Source organism: Rhizobium sp. 9140 (genome assembly GCF_900067135.1).
GTDB lineage: Bacteria > Pseudomonadota > Alphaproteobacteria > Rhizobiales > Rhizobiaceae > Ferranicluibacter.
Window position 1 is genome coordinate 3,211,145 of the sequence record NZ_FJUR01000001.1, and the last position, 17,441, is coordinate 3,228,585.

Below are 17,441 nucleotides of genomic sequence, written 5' to 3' on the forward strand. Positions count from 1 at the left end.
CGCACGCCTCATAAATGGGGCCGCAGAGTTCGGACCGACCATGACACATGCCGCCTTCGCCGCCAATGCCGTTGCCGTCGTCACCGGAGCCGCCTCCGGCATCGGCCTTGCCGCCGCCCACCGCTTCGCATCCCTCGGCATGAAGGTCGTGCTGGCCGACCGCAAGGGCGAGCGTCTGATCGACGCCGCACGGTCGGTTGCGGAGGTTTCCGCGCAGGGCGCAGAGGGCGTTCTCGCCTGCGCGACGGATGTTTCGGAGCTGGAAGCGCTTGAAGCCCTGCAGGAAGAGGTCATCGAGCGGTTCGGCAAGGTCAACGTGCTCATGAACAATGCCGGGATCCAGCCCGGCAGCACGCTCTTCGGTGCGCTGGAAAACTGGGAGCGCGTGATGGCTGTCAATCTCGGCGGCGTCATCAACGGCACGCGGGTCTTCGGCCCCGGCATGATCGCGCATGGCGAACCCGGCCTCATCATCAACACCGGCTCCAAGCAGGGCATCACCACGCCGCCGGGAGATCCGGCCTATAACGTAGCAAAAGCCGGCGTCAAAGCTTTCTCGGAAGCGCTCGAGCACGAGTTGCGCAACACCGCCGGGTGCCGCATTGCGTCCCATCTCCTCATCCCCGGCTTCGTCTATACCGGCCTGACCGCCAACGGCCGCACGGAAAAGCCGGATGCCGCGTGGACCCCGGAGCAGACGGTGGACTTCATGATGGACAGCATCGCGCACGGCGACTTCTACATCCTCTGCCCTGACAATGATGTCAGCCGGGACCTTGACGAGAAGCGTATTCTGTGGGCTGCCGGCGATATCGTGGAAAACCGCCCGCCCCTCTCCCGCTGGCACCCCGACCATGCCGAAGCCTTCCGCACCTATCTGACCCAGGACCGTCCGCGGCAGTCGGGCGACCCTGCATGACCGCGATCCCCAAAGGCACCAGCGGCCTCCACCACATCACGCTCATCACGCGCAAGGTGCAGGCGAATGTCGATTTCTACGTCGGCTTCCTTGGCCTGCGCCTCGTCAAGCGGACGGCGGGGTTCGAGGATACAGCCCAGTTGCACCTGCTTTATGGCGACCGCATCGGCACGCCCGGTTCGCTCGTTACCTTCCTCGTCTGGGAAGACGGCGGACCCGGCCGTGTCGGCGAAGGCCAGCCGAGCGAGATCGCCTTCGCCATCGCCCCCGGGTCGATCGGCTTCTGGCTTCAACGCGCCCTGCGCTACCTCGTGCCCGTTTCCGGCCCGGCGCCGGAATTCGGCGAGCCCGTGCTGCGCCTGAAGGACCCGGACGGCGTCATCGTCAAGCTGGTGGGGACGACGGATATTGCGGGCGTCGAGCCCGCCTATACCCCCGGCATCCCGCCGGAAGATGCGATCCGCGCGCTGCGCGGCGCCACCATCCTCACCAGCCGACCTGTGGAAACAGCCACCTTCCTCGAACGTCACACCGGCTTCCGGTCGGCCGAAAGAACCGAAACGATCGAGCGTCTGCGTTCGGATGCAGGCGACGTCATCGACGTTCGCGACGCCACCGGTTTCTGGACATCCGCCCCCGGCACCGGCACGATAGACCACATTGCCGTGCGCGCGCCCGACCGCAAAGCCGTGAAGGCTCTCAGGGATCGCCTCGGCGCGGAGGATGCCGGCCCCACGCCCGCGCATGACCGCACCTATTTCTTCTCGCTCTACGTCCGCGAACCCGGCGGCAGTCTTATAGAGGTCGCGACCGACGGGCCGGGCATGACGATCGACGAGGATGAACCCACTCTGGGTACCCGGCTTTTCGTCCCCGGACAGAGCGAGAACGGGCCAGACGAGGACATAACCGTCCTCTTGCCCCAGTTCGGCCTTCCCGGCGAGGAGCGTTTCGCTGCCCGCGAACTGCCCTTCGTCCACCGCCTGCACCAACCGGCCGAGCCGGACGGCACCACGCTGTTTCTGCTGCATGGCAGCGGCGCCAACGAGTTGAGCCTCCTGCCGCTCGCGCGCAAGGCGGCGCCGAACGCGCTGCTCGTCGCCCTTCGCGGTCGCAGCCTCGAGGAAGGTGCGCCGCGTTTCTACCGGCGCCTCGGCGCCACGACATTCGATCAGGCCGATATCGCAAACGAAGCGGAAGCCCTCGCTGCCTTCATCGAAGGAGCGGCATCCGGCTATGGCATCGATCTCGGGCGCGCGACGTTTCTCGGCTATTCCAACGGCGCGAACCTGATCGCCGCGACGCTGTTCCTGCAGCCGGGCCTCATCCGCCGGGCCGTCCTCTTGCGCAGCATGATGCCTCTGGAAACGATACCGCCGGCCGATCTCTCCGGCACAGAGGTGCTGATCGTCTCGGGAGCCGACGACAGTTTCGACGCCTATCGCCCGGCGCAGGTGGCCGCGCTGGCAGGCGCCGGTGCCGAAACGACCGTCGTCATGCTGTCGGCCGGGCATGAACTCTCACCGGAGGATGCAGGCACGATCGCCAGTTGGCTGCGTGCGCTCCCGGCGCACCAGGCGCTGTAGCGAGCGCCATATCGGCTATTTGCGGAAGTCGATCTTGACCCGGGCGACGGGCAGGATCGTCTTCCACACCACCGCCGTGTTCGACATGGTCTTGCCGTCGCGCGAAAACGTCAGCGTATCGAAGAAGCGGTAGATATCCTGTTTCGGACCGGGGTCGAGATCCACGAGATAGTTGAACCGCACGACATTTCCATCCACCCGCACCGTGGTGCCGCCGATGACGTCTTCGCGCGTTCCGCTATAGGTCGCAGGGCCGGTACGGAGGAAATGCCAGGTCTTGCGCTCCTTCTGTCCGTCGTCGTAGCGGATGTCTTCCCGCAGCGTCAGCCCGGTTTTCGTCACCGTTCCCCGCAGCGCGATATCGAGGTCCCGCCGTGTGCCATTGATAGCGCGAAAGGTTCCCTGGGCCTGTGTCTGCCCCCGGAAGAAGCGCTCCATGACGGTCTCCCGCATACCGTCCGCGGTCTGGGCAAAGGCGCTGCTGGATACAGACAGGAGGGCTGCTGTGAGGCTGGCGGCGAAAACGGCGGTCGATGCAATCTTCATGATGATCTCCATTCTGTCATGGAGACGATACGGATCTTTCGACAGAACGGTTTTCCACGACACCGGCAAAACATCACCTGGCCACGAAACCATCGTAGCCCTTTTATCCTGGAACGGCTTCTGGAAATATCCGGGAAATCGTCTTACGTTCGGACGAACCCCCTTCCGGCGCAAATCGGCCACCATTCTCCCTGAATCCTCAAGCGCAATCTCTTTCGACGCTGATCCGCGGCGGCCTCCCAACCTCCGGACCAGCGTCCCTCACAGGAACGAACCCATGCCGAAATTCAATCCGCTGGTCGCCCGGCTGTCGCCGCCGCCCGTCCCCTCGGTTGCCGCCTGGGCCAAGAGCTATGATGGAAGGCGCGGCCCGTTGCTCGACCTCAGCCAGGCGGTGCCCGGCTACCCGCCGCATCCCGACATGCTGGCGTGGCTCGGCGAAGCCGCGGCCTCCAAACAGGCAGCCGGCTATGGGCCGATCGAGGGAGAAATCCCCCTGCGCACCGCCTATGGCACACATGTCGCAGCACTTTACGGCGCGCCGCTCACCGGCCGCAACGTTCAGATCACCGCCGGCTGCAATCAGGCCTTCGTCGCCACCGTCATCGCGCTTGCCGGTGCCGGCGATACGGTCCTGATGACCAACCCCTATTACTTCAACCACGAGACGACGCTGTCGATGCTCGGCATCAATGTCGATATCGTGCCCTGCGATGCAGCAAGCGGCTTCATTCCGGATCTCGATTCCATCGAGGCGTCGCTGCATGCGGGCGTCAAGGCGCTGGCTTTGGTTTCGCCGAACAATCCGACGGGCGCCGTCTACCCTCCCGCCCTCCTTACCGATATCTTCGACCTCTGCCGCCGCAACGACATCTGGCTGATCCTCGACGAGACCTACCGCGACTTCCTGGCCGACACGGCCGAGCCGCCGCATGGCATCTTCTCGGTCGAAGGCTGGCAGAACCACTTCGTCAGCCTCTACAGCTTTTCAAAATCCTATTGCATCCCGGGCCACCGGATCGGCGCCATCACCTGCGGCATGCAGACGGTCCACCAGATCGCCAAGATCATGGACAACCTGCAGATCTGCCCGCCCCGCGCCGGCCAGATCGCACTGGTCAAGGCAATCCCGGCGCTTGCCGACTGGCGTGATGAGAACCGTCTGGAAATCGGCCGACGGAGCGCGGCCATGCAGGCCGTGATGGCTGGCCTCGATGGCTGGAGGCTCGAATCCATCGGCGCCTACTTCGCCTATGTCCGCCACCCCTACCCCGACATCAGCGCCGAATTCGTTGCGGGCAAGCTCGCGACGCTTGCCGGCGTCGTCTGCCTCCCCGGCGATTATTTCGGCGAGATCCAGGAAGGCTTCCTGCGCTTCGCCTTTGCGAATGCCGATGTCGAGACCATCGGCCTCCTGCGCCAGCGCCTTGAGGACTTCAAGCTGCCCGGCATTTGACGTCGAAAGGCATTTGACCGTTCCAGAACGACAAAACCGGACCTCAGCTTGTCGCCACGATCCGGTTTTGCAATGTCGGAGAAGAAGGAGCGCTCAGATCGCTCCGAAGACACATGCGCCGATGAAGGCGAAGGCCGCAACCAGCGTCAGCGTGCGGAGCACGGCATGAAAGCTCGGCAGGGTGGCCGTCGATGCGGCATTGGAATATCGGGCGTGGGGACCGTGCAGGACCTGTTTCGACGTTCGCATCATATCCTCCAGAATAAGCGAGCCGCGTTCACATTTCGCAAGGTCGACCGCGATCGGCTCTGCGTCTAAATTCGTGAATTTCCACCGATTTCATAGATAATATATTCCATGGCACCGATCGTTTTCGGAATTTTCTACTTTTCTCTCGGAGACCATCGCAGCCATAACGTCAACGCTCCTTCATGGTTCCCGGCCACCCTATCATTTGTCCAGTCCGGCAATGGTCGCACCGGAGACGGCGGGCTGTGCACCGTCCGGACGCGCTCACAAGGGCCGAAAATCCTCTCGTCCAACCCGTCATAGCATTATGAAAAAGATGACTTTCGGGCGGTTTTACCTATATCTCTCCCCTAGGATGCTCCCGGGATGCGAGGAGCGACCGAACCCACTTCGAGATGCCCCATGCAGAGTTCTCTCCCGCCAGAAACCGTCGATACGCCGCCTGTGTCTGGCAAGCGCTGGACGACGGTCGCGACATCCCGGAGCGAGATTGCAGCGCTCCTCGAAAGCCGGGATTGGAGCCAGACGCCGCTCGGCGCGCGCGCGAAATGGCCGGCATCGTTGACGAGCCTTGTCCGCACCGTCCTGTCGTCGCCGGTCGCCATGACGTTGCTGCTGGGTCCGGATGGCATCATGATCTACAATGCCGGTTATGCCGCCATCGCCGGCGGCCGCCATCCGACATGTTTCGGCATGTCGGCCATAGCATGTTGGCCCGAGGTCGCAGATTTCAACCGCACCATCATCGATGGCGTGCTCAGTGGCGCGTGCTTTTCCTACGCCGATATGGAAATGACGCTGAACCGCAGCGGCGCGCCGGAACGCGTCTGGTTCGATCTCGACTACAGCCCCGTCTTCGACGATGACGGCGCCATCAACGGCGTGCTCGCGGTCGTCGTGGAAACGACGAAAGCTGTGGAGGCCGAGCAGGCGCTTCTGCGCAGTCGCGAAAAGCTGTCGCTCGCCCTGCAGGCCTCCGGTGTCGTCGGCATCTGGGACTGGGATGTCGTCGCCGACCGTGTCTACGCCGACGACAGATTCGCCTCCCTCTATGGCGTCGATCCCAAGGCTGCGGCGACGGACGGCGTGCCGATCTCCGGCTTCACCGCCGCCATTCACCCCGACGATGCCGAGCGTGTGTCAGACGTCCTGCAAGACGTCATGAGGTCGGGCGAGAAGCTTTCGATCGAATACAGGCTCGTCCAGACGGACGGGTCCGTGCGCTGGGTTCTGGCCGAGGGGCAGCCGCTGCTCGAACACGGAACCTGCATCCGCTTTCCCGGCATCGCCGTCGATATTTCCGCGCAAAAGGAGGTGACGGAGGCCTATGCGCAGTCGGAAACCGGGTTCCGCACGCTGGCCGACACCATGCCGCAGATGGTGTGGTCGACGCGGCCCGACGGCTTCCACGACTACTACAATGCCCGATGGTACGAGTTCACCGGCGCACCACCCGGCTCGACCGACGGAGCAGGCTGGAGCGGCATCTTCCACCCGGAAGATCAGGACCGTGCCTGGGCAGTCTGGCGCCACAGCCTGGAGACCGGAGATCCCTACCAGATCGAATATCGGCTGCGCCATCATAGCGGGTCCTACCGCTGGGTGCTCGGACGCGCTCTGCCCATCCGCGATGCCGAGGGGCGGATCACGCGCTGGTACGGCACCTGCACCGACATTCACGACGCCAAAATGGCGCAGGCGGAGCGCGAGGTCGTGGCACACGAACTCAGCCACCGGATCAAGAACATCTTCTCGGTGCTGAGCGGCATCATCAGCCTGTCCGCACGTTCCGAGCCGCAGGCCCGGGGTTTTGCCGAACAATTGCGCAAGCGCATCGACGCCATGGGCCGCGCGCATGATTTCGTGCGTCCGCACAGCGAGGCGTCGCGCCCGACCATGCCGGACACGACGTTGTTCAACCTTCTGGCACGGCTGCTCGAGCCCTATTGGGGCGAAGAAGGTAGAAGTGCGATTGGACTGCACGGCGACGACACCGCCATTGCCGACAGCGCGGCCACGCCTCTGGCCCTGCTTCTCCACGAGCTCGGCACCAACTCTGCGAAATACGGAGCCCTCTCAACGGCAGATGGTCGGGTCGAGATCACCGGACGTATCGATGGCGAGACCTATCATTTAAGCTGGAAGGAAAAGGTTCCGGGCGCCGTCATTTCCGCGCCGGAGAAGGACGGTTTCGGGTCGCGGCTGATGAAGATCAGCGCAGAAGGCCAGTTGGAAGGACAGTTGGAGCGTTTTTGGGAACCGGATGGTTTGCGGATCGAGGCGTCGATACCGTTGAGCGCATTGACCCGCAGCGGGCGCCTCGGGCGCCGGTAGGCGACAGGCCGCTTGCCTCAGGCAAAAACACGAAGACGTGCGGGTGCATGTGCCTGCCGCGCTTCGCGCAACGCAACCGTATAGCGAACGGCCGCTTTCAGGTCCTCCTCCGCCACCGGCTTCGGCAGCACGCCGACGGCACCCGGAAACGCTTCGCCGACTTGCGAGGGGTTGGCGGTCATGAAGAGAACGGTCATGCCGTGACGTTCGGCAAGCATCCGGCCGATATCGCGGCCCGTGGCGCCATCGCGCAGGTTGAGATCGACGAGGGCGATATCGGCAAGCGGGCCGAGCTTGATTGCCGATGCCGTATCGGCAGCGATGCCGACAGGCCGGTAACCCAGTTCCTCGACAACGTACTCGATCTCGGTCGCAACGAACATCTCGTCCTCGACCACCATGATATTACAACTCATTATCGAACGCCCACTTCACCGAAAGTGCCTTGTCGCTCCCCTTTACAGATCCGAACAGACGGCTCCAATTGCCCCGGGAGGAAGACGGAGACGCTCATGAATGCGGCAGGACGCCAAAAGTTCCATATCATTGCGCCCGAAGAAACTCTTTCAAACGCTCTTTTTTTCCGCCCGCGCCTGTGATGTAACCCGCGCAACGCGATCGACCGGGAAAGGTGGCGCATGCCCCTCAATGACGTCATGCCGGTTTTGAAACGGTGGAAGCGCCGTGTCCGCAAGCTGCGCAACAGGCTTGCCCGCCGCGCCTTTGCCACCCGCTACGGACGGGAACTGCTGGTCCAGTGCATCAGCCCCCCGCGTTCTTACCATGACGGCGGATTGCGGCGATCACGTCATGACGTTTTCGCCGCATGACTATATCGGTCGCAAGATCTACCGGAAGGGCCAGTTCGAGCGCGAACACGTCGTCCGCCTTCTCGCTGTCCTGCGGGAGCGGAATATCGACCTCTCGGGCGCCTTGCTGGAGGTCGGCGGCAATATCGGCACGCAAACGCTCTATTTCGCCCTTGGCAGCGATATTCCACACATCGTGACGGTAGAGGCCGATCCGCGCAACTACGCGCTGCTCACAGAGAACATCCGCCAGAACGGGTTGGAAGACCGGATTACCGCCATCCCCTGCGCAGCCGGCGAGACCGCAGGCACGATCGACTTCTTCCAGCACCCCGACAATCACGGCAAGAGCAGCGCGACGCGCCAGAGCCCGCGCGACCGGCAGATCAGCGTGCCGGTGCGCCCCGTGATGGAGATCCTCGCGGACGCGGACATCGCAGCCGATGGCGTGTCGCTGATCTTTATGGATATCGAGGGCTACGAGCCGGTCGCCGCCCGCTCGATGATCCCGCTTCTTGAGCGCCAGACGCCGTTCTATCTCGAGTTCTCGCCGGTCTTCTACGGCCGCGATCAGGCCCGCGTTTTCGCAAAATGGCTCGGCACCTTCTATTCCCGCTGCATCGTCTTCACCGAAACCGACATGCCCGAAATGGCGCTCGCCGACATCCCCCTCGACGCGGACCAGTTCGACCTGCTGCTGCTGCCCGAGGCGGTTCAGCGGCGGCGATAGAGATAGTAGCGCCTGGGGTCGATCCCCTCTGGGACCGGCAGAGGCGCGAGGTCGGAATGGTCGAGCGGCAGGCCGCTGGCGACGATGCCGCCGGAGGCCAGCGCGTCGGCAAGCGCTGGCGGCAACCAGCGTTTCGTTTCCGCATCCACCTCGGGATAGGCCGTGCCGATATCGGCATGGGCGAACGCCACCCCCATGCCCCCCACGCTCTTCAGCGTCTCCGAGATTTCGCCGAGCACCAGGTCGCCTTCATCCGGCGTCGATTTGGGATGCGACCCCACCGCCCGATCGAAGGCGATGATGCGACGGCCGGGGAAGATCTCGCGGATATGATCGTAGGTGCGGCCGTTTCCAAGCCCGATTTCGAGCACTGCGCCCGTGCCCGGAAGCGCCATGTCATCGCGGATATGGTTGAGGATGGCGCGCTGCGCCTGCAGGCGGGCGATGAAGCTGTCGAGACGACTCATGAAGGCGCTTCCCGTTGCTGTGAGCGCCCTCTATAGGGTGCCCGCCACCCGACAGGCAACATCGCACGGCGCCGCACGCAAAAGTCATTCGGCACGGCCTGTCGGACGGAGAAGGCTGTGCTACCTTAAATCGCATGGCACAGATGCAGAGCGACCAGTTCTTTTCCACACTCCCCGTCTTCACGGCGTTCGAGGGCGTGGCGGACGCGGAGAACTATCGCCCGCTACCCATCGACTGGTGGATCGCCAGCGCCGATATCGTCGATTCCACCGGCGCCATCGACGCCGGTCGGTACAAGGCCGTTAACATGGCCGGCGCCAGCGTCATCTCGGCGGTGCTCAACGCGGTCGGTCATTTCGACCTTCCCTTCGTCTTCGGCGGCGATGGCGCGCTCGTGGCGCTTCCCCCCTCGGCGCTGGTCGCGGCCACATCGGCGCTGGCCTCCGTTCAACTCTATGCGCGCGAAGAGCTCGATCTCGACCTGCGCGCCGCCCTCGTCCCGGTCTCCGACATCCGCATGGCTGGGCTCGATGTGCGCGTGGCACGCTTCCAGGTCAGCCCGGACGTCTCCTATGCGATGTTTGCCGGCGGCGGCGGTGCATGGGCGGAGACGGAGATGAAGGCCGGACGCTATCTCGTCGCGCCGGCGCCGGCGGGTGCCCGCCCCGACCTCACCGGCCTCTCCTGTCGCTGGAACCCCATCGCCTCCCGCCACGGCGCGATCGTCTCGATCATTGCGGTGCCCTGCCCCGGCAAGGAGGCCGGACCGTTTGCGACGCTGGTTTCCGATATCGTCGCGCTGGCCGCGGGCGAGGAGCGAGAGGGCCATCCGGTCCCGGCGGAAGGCCCGACGCTCGGCCTCTCCCGCGAAGGTCTGGAAACGGAGGTGCGCACGGTCGGAAAACCTCGCCGCCTGCGTCAGCGCGGCCGCATCCTTGTGGAAGCGGCACTGACCTATGGCTTGGCAAAGCTTGGAATGACGCTCGGCCGCTTCGATCCGAAGATCTACCGCCAGGACGTCGCCACCAATTCGGACTTTCGCAAGTTCGACGACGGGCTGAAGATGACCATCGACATCGAGGCGACCCGCCTCGTCAGCCTGGAAGCACGGCTGGAACGCGCAGCGTCCGAAGGCGTCTGCCGGTACGGCCTGCACCGGCAGGACGAGGCGCTGATGACCTGCATCGTGCCGACCGCACTCAGCCGCGACCACATGCACTTCATCGACGGCGCCAATGGCGGCTATGCAATGGCAGCCAGCCACCTAAAGGCACCCATGCCGGCCGCACCCGCGGCCTGACGCCTCAGGCCTTTACGATCAATCCACCTTGAATACCGCGGCGGGCAAAAACGTTGCGCGTGTCGATGACCAGCGGCGCCTGCTGCGCGATCAGCGCATAATCGACATCGTCGTGATCGGTCGCAACCAGCACGGCATCGAAACGGCCGAGTTCGCTCAGCGGCACCGAGCGCCGGCCCTTCAACGACAGATATTCGCGCGTTCTCGGAATCTCGTCCACATGCGGATCATGGAAGGATGCGCTGCCGCCACGCTCCTCGATCAGCTCGATCAGTTTCAGCGACGGGCTTTCCCGGATATCCGGCACGTTCTTCTTGTAGGCAAGCCCGATGATCAGCACGCGCGACCGGCTCAGAGCTTTACCCAGGTGAATGTCAAGCGCTTCGGCAAGCCGCCCGACAATATGCTTCGGCATAGCCGAATTGATCTCGCCCGCAAGCTCGATGAAGCGGGTCGGCATGTCGTACTCGCGGGATTTCCAGGTGAGATAGAACGGATCGATCGGGATGCAGTGCCCGCCGAGACCGGGGCCGGGATAGAACGGCATGTAGCCGAACGGCTTGGTCTTCGCCGCGTCGATCACCTCCCAGATATCGATGCCCATCGCCTCGAACACCGTCTTCAGCTCGTTCACGAGCGCGATATTGACCGCGCGAAAAATGTTCTCCGTCAGCTTCACCGCCTCGGCTGTGGCTGTCGTGGAGACAGGCACGACGCGCTCCACCACGGCCGAATAGAACGCCTCCATCGCCTGCGCTGCCGCATCGCCGTCGCCAGCGACGATCTTCGGAATGCTGGTGGTCGAGAAATCGCGGTTGCCAGGGTCCTCGCGCTCGGGCGAGAAGCCGAGGAAGACCTCCCCCCCGATATCGAGCCCGGTGGCAGCCAGGATTGGCCGCACGACATCCGTCGTCGTGCCGGGATAGGTGGTGGATTCCAGCACTACGAGCTGTCCCGGCCGCAGCCGCAGCGCGATCTCCTGGCAGGTTTTCACGATATAGGTGAGGTCTGGATCGCGATGTCGCGTCAGCGGTGTCGGCACGCAGATGACGATGACGTCACAGGCGGCAAGGCCATCGAAATCGACCGTCGCGGAAAACCTGCCTGCATCCCGCTCGACCGAGAGAACATCGTCGCCGACCGCCTCGATATAGGACCGACCCGCCTCGATGGCGACGATCTTGCCGGGGTCGATATCGAAGCCGGTGACAGTGAAGCCCTTGCGCGCGATGGCGATGGCAAGCGGCAGTCCGACATAGCCAAGGCCGATGACGCCCGCATGCGCCGTGCGATCGGCGATCCGCGACAGGAGAACCGCGTGGGAGGACGTGCTCATCGGTAACCTTGCCTGTTGGGCGCGCCTCGCACGCCGAAGCCATGGCAGATGCGGACTTGGCCTGCCGCTGTCAAGGCCAGGATATCGGGGCCAGGCCATCATGCGAATTCCCGCGCAGCAGCCATCGCCAACTTTTCGTCGCCGCCATTCTGGTTTCCGCCATACCGCATCATTATATCGTGAAGACGATCGCGTCACGCCGGGGGGTTGATATCGGCCTGCGGCGATCGTTCGCGGCAAACAGCGGGAAGATCGACATGACCCAGATGCAGCAGGTTTCCACCCATCTGCTCGATCGCGTGTCCCTGTGGCTCAAGCAGACGGCGCTGAACGGCGCCTCGCTTGAGATGCTCGTGACGGGCTTCTGCGAAAGGCTTGCCGCCGCCGGCGTGCCGCTGTCGCGCGTGCATCTAAGCTTCGCCATGCTCCATCCACTCTACGACGCGCTCGGCTTCACCTGGCAGCGCGGCAAGGGCGTCACCGTCGAGGGCTTTCGCGCCGGTCAGAGCGAAACGGATGCGGAGCGCTTCCTGCGCAGCCCCTATTACTATCTCTATTCCCACGACCTCGACCATCTGCGCCGCCGCATCACGCCGGAGTCTCCCATCGAGTTCCCGATCTTCGAGGAACTGAAGCGCGACGGCGCGACCGATTACTTCGCCTTCGTACAGTCCTTCAGCGAAAGTCATGGACAGGGCATGGTCGGCTCCTGGACCACGGACGCGCCGGAAGGTTTCTCCGACCAGCTGATCGAGGCCATGCTGCGGCTCCAGAGCAGTCTGGCCGTCGCCGCCAAGATGGCCGTGCTCGGCAAGCTTGCCGACAACATGCTCACCACCTATCTCGGCGAAAACGCCGGCAAGCGCGTGCTGTCCGGCCAGATCCGGCGTGGCGACGGCGAAACCATCCGCGCCGTCCTCGTCATGGCCGACATGCGCCAATCGACCGTTCTCGCAGAACGCGAAGGCCGTCAGGCTTATATCGACACGCTCAACCAGTTTTTCGATGCCATCGCCACGCCGTTCAACCGCGGCGGCGGCGAGATCCTGAGCTTCCTGGGCGATGGCTTCCTCGCCGTCTACCCCTGCGGGCGCCACCGCGAACCGTCGCAGGCCGCAGCCCTTGCCGCCATGGAGGCCGTGCGCCAGGCCTCCGCACGCATGGCCGAGATGAACGGCGAGCGCCGCGAAAACGGACTGAGCGAGGTCGGCTACGGCATCGGCCTTCATATCGGTAACGTCATGTTCGGCAATGTCGGCCTGCGCGACCGCCTGACCTTCTCCGCCTTCGGCACCGCCGTCAATGAGGTCTCCCGCCTGCAGGGCCTGACCAAGAAGCATTCCACCCACATCGTCGCCAGCCAGGCCTTCACCGCCTATGCCGGCGGCGAATGGGAGACGCTCGGCGAGGAAAAGCTGCGCGGCGTGCGCCAGAAACTGACGGTGCTGGTACCGAGCGAAAAGCTCCTGAAGATCGATCAGGCGGAAGCCATCCGCCATCGCACGCAGGAGAGCAGTTCGGAGGCCGAGCAGGTCATGCTGCTTTACCGCAACCGCAACACGCCGCAGCGGGACATCTGGAACAAACTGCTGCAATAGAAATTATCTGCCTGCGGGGCATTATTTAAAAAAAACGATACATGACGACGCTAGACCCGCAGCCGACGCCGGGAAGGCGTGACCGTGCGGTTTACATTGCGGTCATGGACAGGCCGAAATGCCTGCGATAGTCTTCCCATAAGGTATCGGCGCAAAGCCAGCCACCATCCGCATCGGATGGAGAGAATAAGTGGGGAATGGCAGGCATGACATCAGGCGGAGACCTGTTGCGGATCGAGGACCTGAGCGTTTCTTTCGCCATGTTCGGCGGCCAGATCGACGCGGTTCGAAAGGCCAGCCTCCGGGTCCTTCCGGGCAAAGTCACGGCGCTTGTGGGCGAGTCCGGTTCCGGAAAATCCGTGATCAGCCAGGCCATCATGGGCATCCTTCCGAAATCGGCGAGGATCGGCGGCAAGATCTTCTTCAAGGATGAAACGACACCGGGCGGTGTCGTCGATCTCGCGGCGCTCGCGCCTGACGGTGCCGACATGCGCGCCTTTCGCGGCAACCGCATCGGCATGATCTTCCAGGAGCCGATGACCTCGCTGTCGCCGCTCCACACGATCGGCGACCAGATCAGCGAAAGCCTGCGCATCCACCGCAACGTCGACAAGCCGGGACAGCGGGAACAGACCGAAGAGATGCTGCGTCTCGTCGGCTTCCCCGACCCCAAGCGCGCCTTCGGCATGTATCCGTTCGAGCTTTCCGGCGGCATGCGGCAGCGCGCGATGATTGCCATGGCGCTGATCTGCAAGCCGTCGCTCCTCATTGCCGACGAGCCGACGACGGCGCTCGACGTGACCATTCAGGCGCAGATCCTGCAATTGCTCAAGGATCTGCAATCGACCTTCAACATGGCCGTACTGCTCATCACCCACGATCTCGGCATCGTCGCCAACATGGCCGACGAAGTCGTGGTGATCTATCACGGCGAGATCATGGAAGCGGGTTCGGTGGAGGATATCTTCCGCAATCCTTCCCACCCCTATCTCAAGGGATTGATGGCCGCGGTCCCGCATTTCGATATGAAGCCCGGCGAGCGCCTGAAGGCGCTGCGCGAGGTGCCCGTCAACGTCGAGAGCCTGATCGTGCGGCGCAAGGGCGAACCTGCGCCCGCTCGCCCGCTACCCCGCGTCGAGGATACGCGTCCGGTACTCGCCAAAAGCACGTATCCGGGGCTGGGCAAGGACACGCTTCCGGCACCGGGCGACGATGTGCTCCTCTCCGTGCGCCATGTCGGCAAGACGTTTTCCAGCCGCAAATCCGGCTGGTGGAAAAAGGGCAAGGCCAACCAGCATCGCGCCGTGGACGATGTCAGCTTCGACATCCATCGTGGCGAATGTCTCGGACTCGTCGGCGAAAGCGGCTGCGGCAAGACCACGCTCAGCAAGATCCTGATGCGGGCTCTCTCGCCTGACACCGGCTCGATCATGCTGAACTCGGCCGATGGCCCGATCGACATCCGCGAAGCCCAAGGCAAGACGCTGGACAGGCTGCGCACGCGCATGCAGATGATCTTCCAGGACCCTGTCTCCTCGCTCTCGCCGCGCATGACGGTGCAGAACATCCTCAGCGAACCGCTCGAAATCCATCGCCGTGGCGATCCGAAGAGCCGGCAGCAGACCGTCAAGTCGCTGCTGAAGGCCATCGGCCTCGATGAGCGGCACATGAACCGTTATCCCCACAGCTTCTCCGGCGGGCAGCGCCAGCGCATCGGCATCGCCCGCGCTTTGGCGCTCGGGCCGGAACTGCTGATCTGCGACGAGCCGGTCTCCGCGCTCGACGTCTCCGTTCAGGCGCAGATCCTCAACCTCTTGAAGGATCTGCAGGCGGAACTCGGCCTGACCTATTTGTTCATTTCGCACAATCTCGCCGTCGTCGATTACATGGCCGACCGTATCGCCGTCATGTGTGCCGGGCGGATCGTCGAGCTTGCGCCGCGCGAACAGCTGATGCGCGCGCCGGTCCACCCCTATACCAAGGCGCTGTTGGCCGCTGTGCCCTTCCCCGACCTCGACCGGCCCCTCGACTTCGTCGCGCTCAATGCGGGGGGAGCCTCCGATAAGAAGCGCTGGAACTCTGCCTTCCGCCCCGGCGAAAGCGATAGCGGCCTAGCGCCCGCCGATCTTGGCAACGGTCACTGGGTTCTGGCGAGCCGGAATGCCGATGTGAAGGAGCTCCAGCCGTGATCAAGCGCCGCACGACACTCGGCCTCCTCGCCTCCGCCATCGCCCTGCCCCGGCTTATGTTGCCGCGCAACGCCATGGCCGCGGGGACGGAGCCCAAGATCCTTCTCGAGAAGATCGCGGCGGGCACCCTGCCGCCGATGGCCGAGCGGGTTCCGAAGACGCCACGCATCGTCAACCTCGCCGCCATGGGCCGCACGCCCGGAAGCTATGGCAACTCCATCCGCATCCTCATCGGCAGCCAGAAGGACATCCGCGTGATGTTCATTAACGGCTATGCCCGTCTGGTGGGCTACGACGAGAAACTGAATTTCCAGCCGGATATTTTGGAGGCCTGCGAGGTCGAGGGCGAGAAGGTCTTCACCTTCCGCATTCGCGAGGGCCATCGCTGGTCGGACGGCAGCCCACTCACGTCGGAAGACTTCCGGTATACCTGGGAAGACGTGGTCCTGAACGAGGACCTGCGCAAGGGCGGTGTGCAGCGGGAGCTTCTGGCGGAGGGAAAGCCGCCCCGGTTCGAGGTTTTGGACGAGCGCACCGTGCGCTACAGCTGGGACGCGCCGAACCCCGATTTCCTGCCAAACCTCGCAGCGGCATTGCCGTTGATCCTGCTCTTGCCCGCCGCGTACATGAAGCAGTTCCACAAAAAGTACCAGACCGAGGAACAGCTGAAGACTTTCATGAAGACGTACCGGGTCAAGAAGTGGGTGGACCTGCACATCAAGATGTCGCGGCAGAACCGGCCCGACAATCCGGACCTGCCGACGCTCGACCCGTGGCAGAACACGACGGCCTCGCCGGCCGAACAATTCCTCTTCGACCGGAACCCCTTCTTCCACCGCGTCGACGAGAACGGGGTGCAGCTTCCCTATATTGACCGCGTCGTCCTCAACGTCTCCACGCCCGGCATCATCGCCGCGAAAACCGGTGGCGGCGAAGCCGACCTGCAGGCGCAGAACATCGACTTTACCGACTACGCCTTCATCAAGGATTCCGAAAAGCGGTATCCGGTGAAGGTGAAACTGTGGAAGCGCACGCAAGGGTCGCGCGTCGCGCTGCTGCCGAACCTGAATTACGGTGACCCCGTCTGGCAGGGCCTGCTGCGCGACGTCCGCGTTCGCCGCGCCCTTTCGCTCGCCATCGACCGGCGCGAGATCAATATAGTTGCCTTCTACGGCCTCGGCAAGGAAAGCGCCGATACCGTGCTGCCGGAGAGCCCGCTCTACAAGCCCGAATATGCCGCCGCATGGTCGCAGCATGACACCGAGCAGGCCAACCGCCTGCTGGACGAGGCGGGCCTGACCGGCCGCAACGAAGACGGCATGCGCCTGCTGCCGGATGGCCGTCTTGCGCAGATCGTGGTGGAATCCGCCGGCGAGAGCACGCTGGAAACCGACGTGCTCGAGCTCGTGACCGATCACTGGGCAAAGATCGGCATTCCGCTCTTCATCAAGACCTCCCAGCGCGAGGTCTTTCGAAACCGCACCATGGGCGGCGAGATCATGATGTCCATGTGGCTCGGGCTCGACAATGGCGTGCCGACGGCCGACATGAACCCCGGGCAGCTGGCACCGAGCAGCGACGTCCAGCTGCAATGGCCGGTCTGGGGTATGCACTACCTGTCGCTCGGGCAGTTCGGTCATGCGCCGGAGCTTCCCGAGGCGCAGAAGCTTGTCGATCTCCTGAAAGAGTGGCGGCGCACAGCGGATAATGCCGGTCGCACGCGGATCTGGCACGAGATGCTGTCGATCTACACCGATCAGGTCTATTCGATCGGTATGGTCAACGCCACGCTCCAGCCGATCCTTCATTCGTCGCGCATGCAGAACGTTCCGGAACACGGCCTCTACGGCTTCGATCCGACCTGCTTCTTCGGGGTCTACATGCCGGATACGTTCTGGCTCGGCGACAAGGTGAGCTGATC

At 63.7% G+C, this 17,441-nt stretch carries 13 protein-coding genes and 1 pseudogene; 9 read left to right on the forward strand and 5 right to left on the reverse strand.

Annotated features, from left to right (window positions below):
- Positions 1-40: 40 nt before the first annotated feature.
- Together GA0004734_RS15100 and GA0004734_RS15105 are read left to right on the forward strand one after the other, a co-directional pair.
- Entirely contained in the window at positions 41-919 is an 879-nt protein-coding gene (locus GA0004734_RS15100; RefSeq protein WP_092934981.1) for an SDR family NAD(P)-dependent oxidoreductase, read from the forward strand.
- Positions 916-2,505, forward strand: coding sequence for a VOC family protein (locus GA0004734_RS15105; RefSeq protein WP_092934983.1), 1,590 nt, complete (start codon positions 916-918; stop codon positions 2,503-2,505). Before GA0004734_RS15100 ends, GA0004734_RS15105 begins: the two co-directional genes overlap by 4 nt.
- 15 nt (positions 2,506-2,520) lie before the next feature.
- Here GA0004734_RS15105 and GA0004734_RS15110 read toward each other — a convergent pair whose 3' ends face one another.
- A complete protein-coding gene (locus GA0004734_RS15110) occupies positions 2,521-3,051 on the reverse strand; it encodes a DUF3833 family protein (protein WP_092936339.1) in 531 nt (176 codons plus the stop codon).
- A 277-nt stretch (positions 3,052-3,328) separates the two neighbouring features.
- Between GA0004734_RS15110 and GA0004734_RS15115 the strand changes: the two genes are divergently transcribed.
- Positions 3,329-4,507 (forward strand): aminotransferase, encoded by a 1,179-nt coding sequence (locus GA0004734_RS15115; protein ID WP_092934985.1) that lies wholly within the window; start codon positions 3,329-3,331, stop codon positions 4,505-4,507.
- Positions 4,508-4,600: 93 nt separating this feature from the next.
- Here GA0004734_RS15115 and GA0004734_RS26020 read toward each other — a convergent pair whose 3' ends face one another.
- Entirely contained in the window at positions 4,601-4,759 is a 159-nt protein-coding gene (locus tag GA0004734_RS26020; protein WP_175386393.1) for a hypothetical protein, read from the reverse strand.
- A gap of 399 nt (positions 4,760-5,158) precedes the next feature.
- Here GA0004734_RS26020 and GA0004734_RS15120 point away from each other — a divergent pair, with 399 nt between their 5' ends.
- On the forward strand, positions 5,159-7,090 hold the full coding sequence (locus GA0004734_RS15120; RefSeq protein ID WP_175386394.1) for a PAS domain-containing sensor histidine kinase: 1,932 nt from the start codon (positions 5,159-5,161) through the stop codon (positions 7,088-7,090).
- A 17-nt stretch (positions 7,091-7,107) separates the two neighbouring features.
- Here GA0004734_RS15120 and GA0004734_RS15125 read toward each other — a convergent pair whose 3' ends face one another.
- The gene (locus GA0004734_RS15125; RefSeq protein WP_092934989.1) at positions 7,108-7,506 is read right to left on the reverse strand and encodes a response regulator; all 399 of its coding nucleotides are present in this window, start codon (positions 7,504-7,506) and stop codon (positions 7,108-7,110) included.
- 240 nt (positions 7,507-7,746) lie between these two features.
- Between GA0004734_RS15125 and GA0004734_RS15130 the strand changes: the two are divergent.
- Positions 7,747-8,629, forward strand: a pseudogene (locus GA0004734_RS15130) (FkbM family methyltransferase).
- Here the strand turns inward: GA0004734_RS15130 and GA0004734_RS15135 are convergent.
- Positions 8,614-9,096, reverse strand: a complete 483-nt coding sequence (locus tag GA0004734_RS15135; RefSeq protein ID WP_092934991.1) for a class I SAM-dependent methyltransferase — start codon at positions 9,094-9,096, stop codon at positions 8,614-8,616. The pseudogene GA0004734_RS15130 and the gene GA0004734_RS15135 sit on opposite strands and share 16 nt — an antisense overlap.
- A gap of 134 nt (positions 9,097-9,230) precedes the next feature.
- Between GA0004734_RS15135 and GA0004734_RS15140 the strand changes: the two genes are divergently transcribed.
- Positions 9,231-10,397 (forward strand): DUF3095 domain-containing protein, encoded by a 1,167-nt coding sequence (locus tag GA0004734_RS15140; RefSeq protein ID WP_092934993.1) that lies wholly within the window; start codon positions 9,231-9,233, stop codon positions 10,395-10,397.
- Between the two features lie 4 nt (positions 10,398-10,401).
- On the opposite strand, the gene GA0004734_RS15145 is transcribed toward GA0004734_RS15140, so the two are convergent.
- On the reverse strand, positions 10,402-11,733 hold the full coding sequence (locus GA0004734_RS15145; RefSeq protein ID WP_175386396.1) for a nucleotide sugar dehydrogenase: 1,332 nt from the start codon (positions 11,731-11,733) through the stop codon (positions 10,402-10,404).
- Positions 11,734-11,990: 257 nt separating this feature from the next.
- On the opposite strand from GA0004734_RS15145, the gene GA0004734_RS15150 reads away from it, so the two are divergent.
- From GA0004734_RS15150 to GA0004734_RS15160, 3 genes are all read left to right on the forward strand, one after another.
- Positions 11,991-13,331, forward strand: coding sequence for an adenylate/guanylate cyclase domain-containing protein (locus GA0004734_RS15150; protein ID WP_092936340.1), 1,341 nt, complete (start codon positions 11,991-11,993; stop codon positions 13,329-13,331).
- Between the two features lie 206 nt (positions 13,332-13,537).
- Entirely contained in the window at positions 13,538-15,520 is a 1,983-nt protein-coding gene (locus tag GA0004734_RS15155; protein WP_092936341.1) for an ABC transporter ATP-binding protein, read from the forward strand.
- The gene (locus GA0004734_RS15160) at positions 15,517-17,439 is read left to right on the forward strand and encodes an ABC transporter substrate-binding protein (protein WP_092934996.1); all 1,923 of its coding nucleotides are present in this window, start codon (positions 15,517-15,519) and stop codon (positions 17,437-17,439) included. Before GA0004734_RS15155 ends, GA0004734_RS15160 begins: the two co-directional genes overlap by 4 nt.
- Positions 17,440-17,441 lie beyond the last annotated feature (2 nt).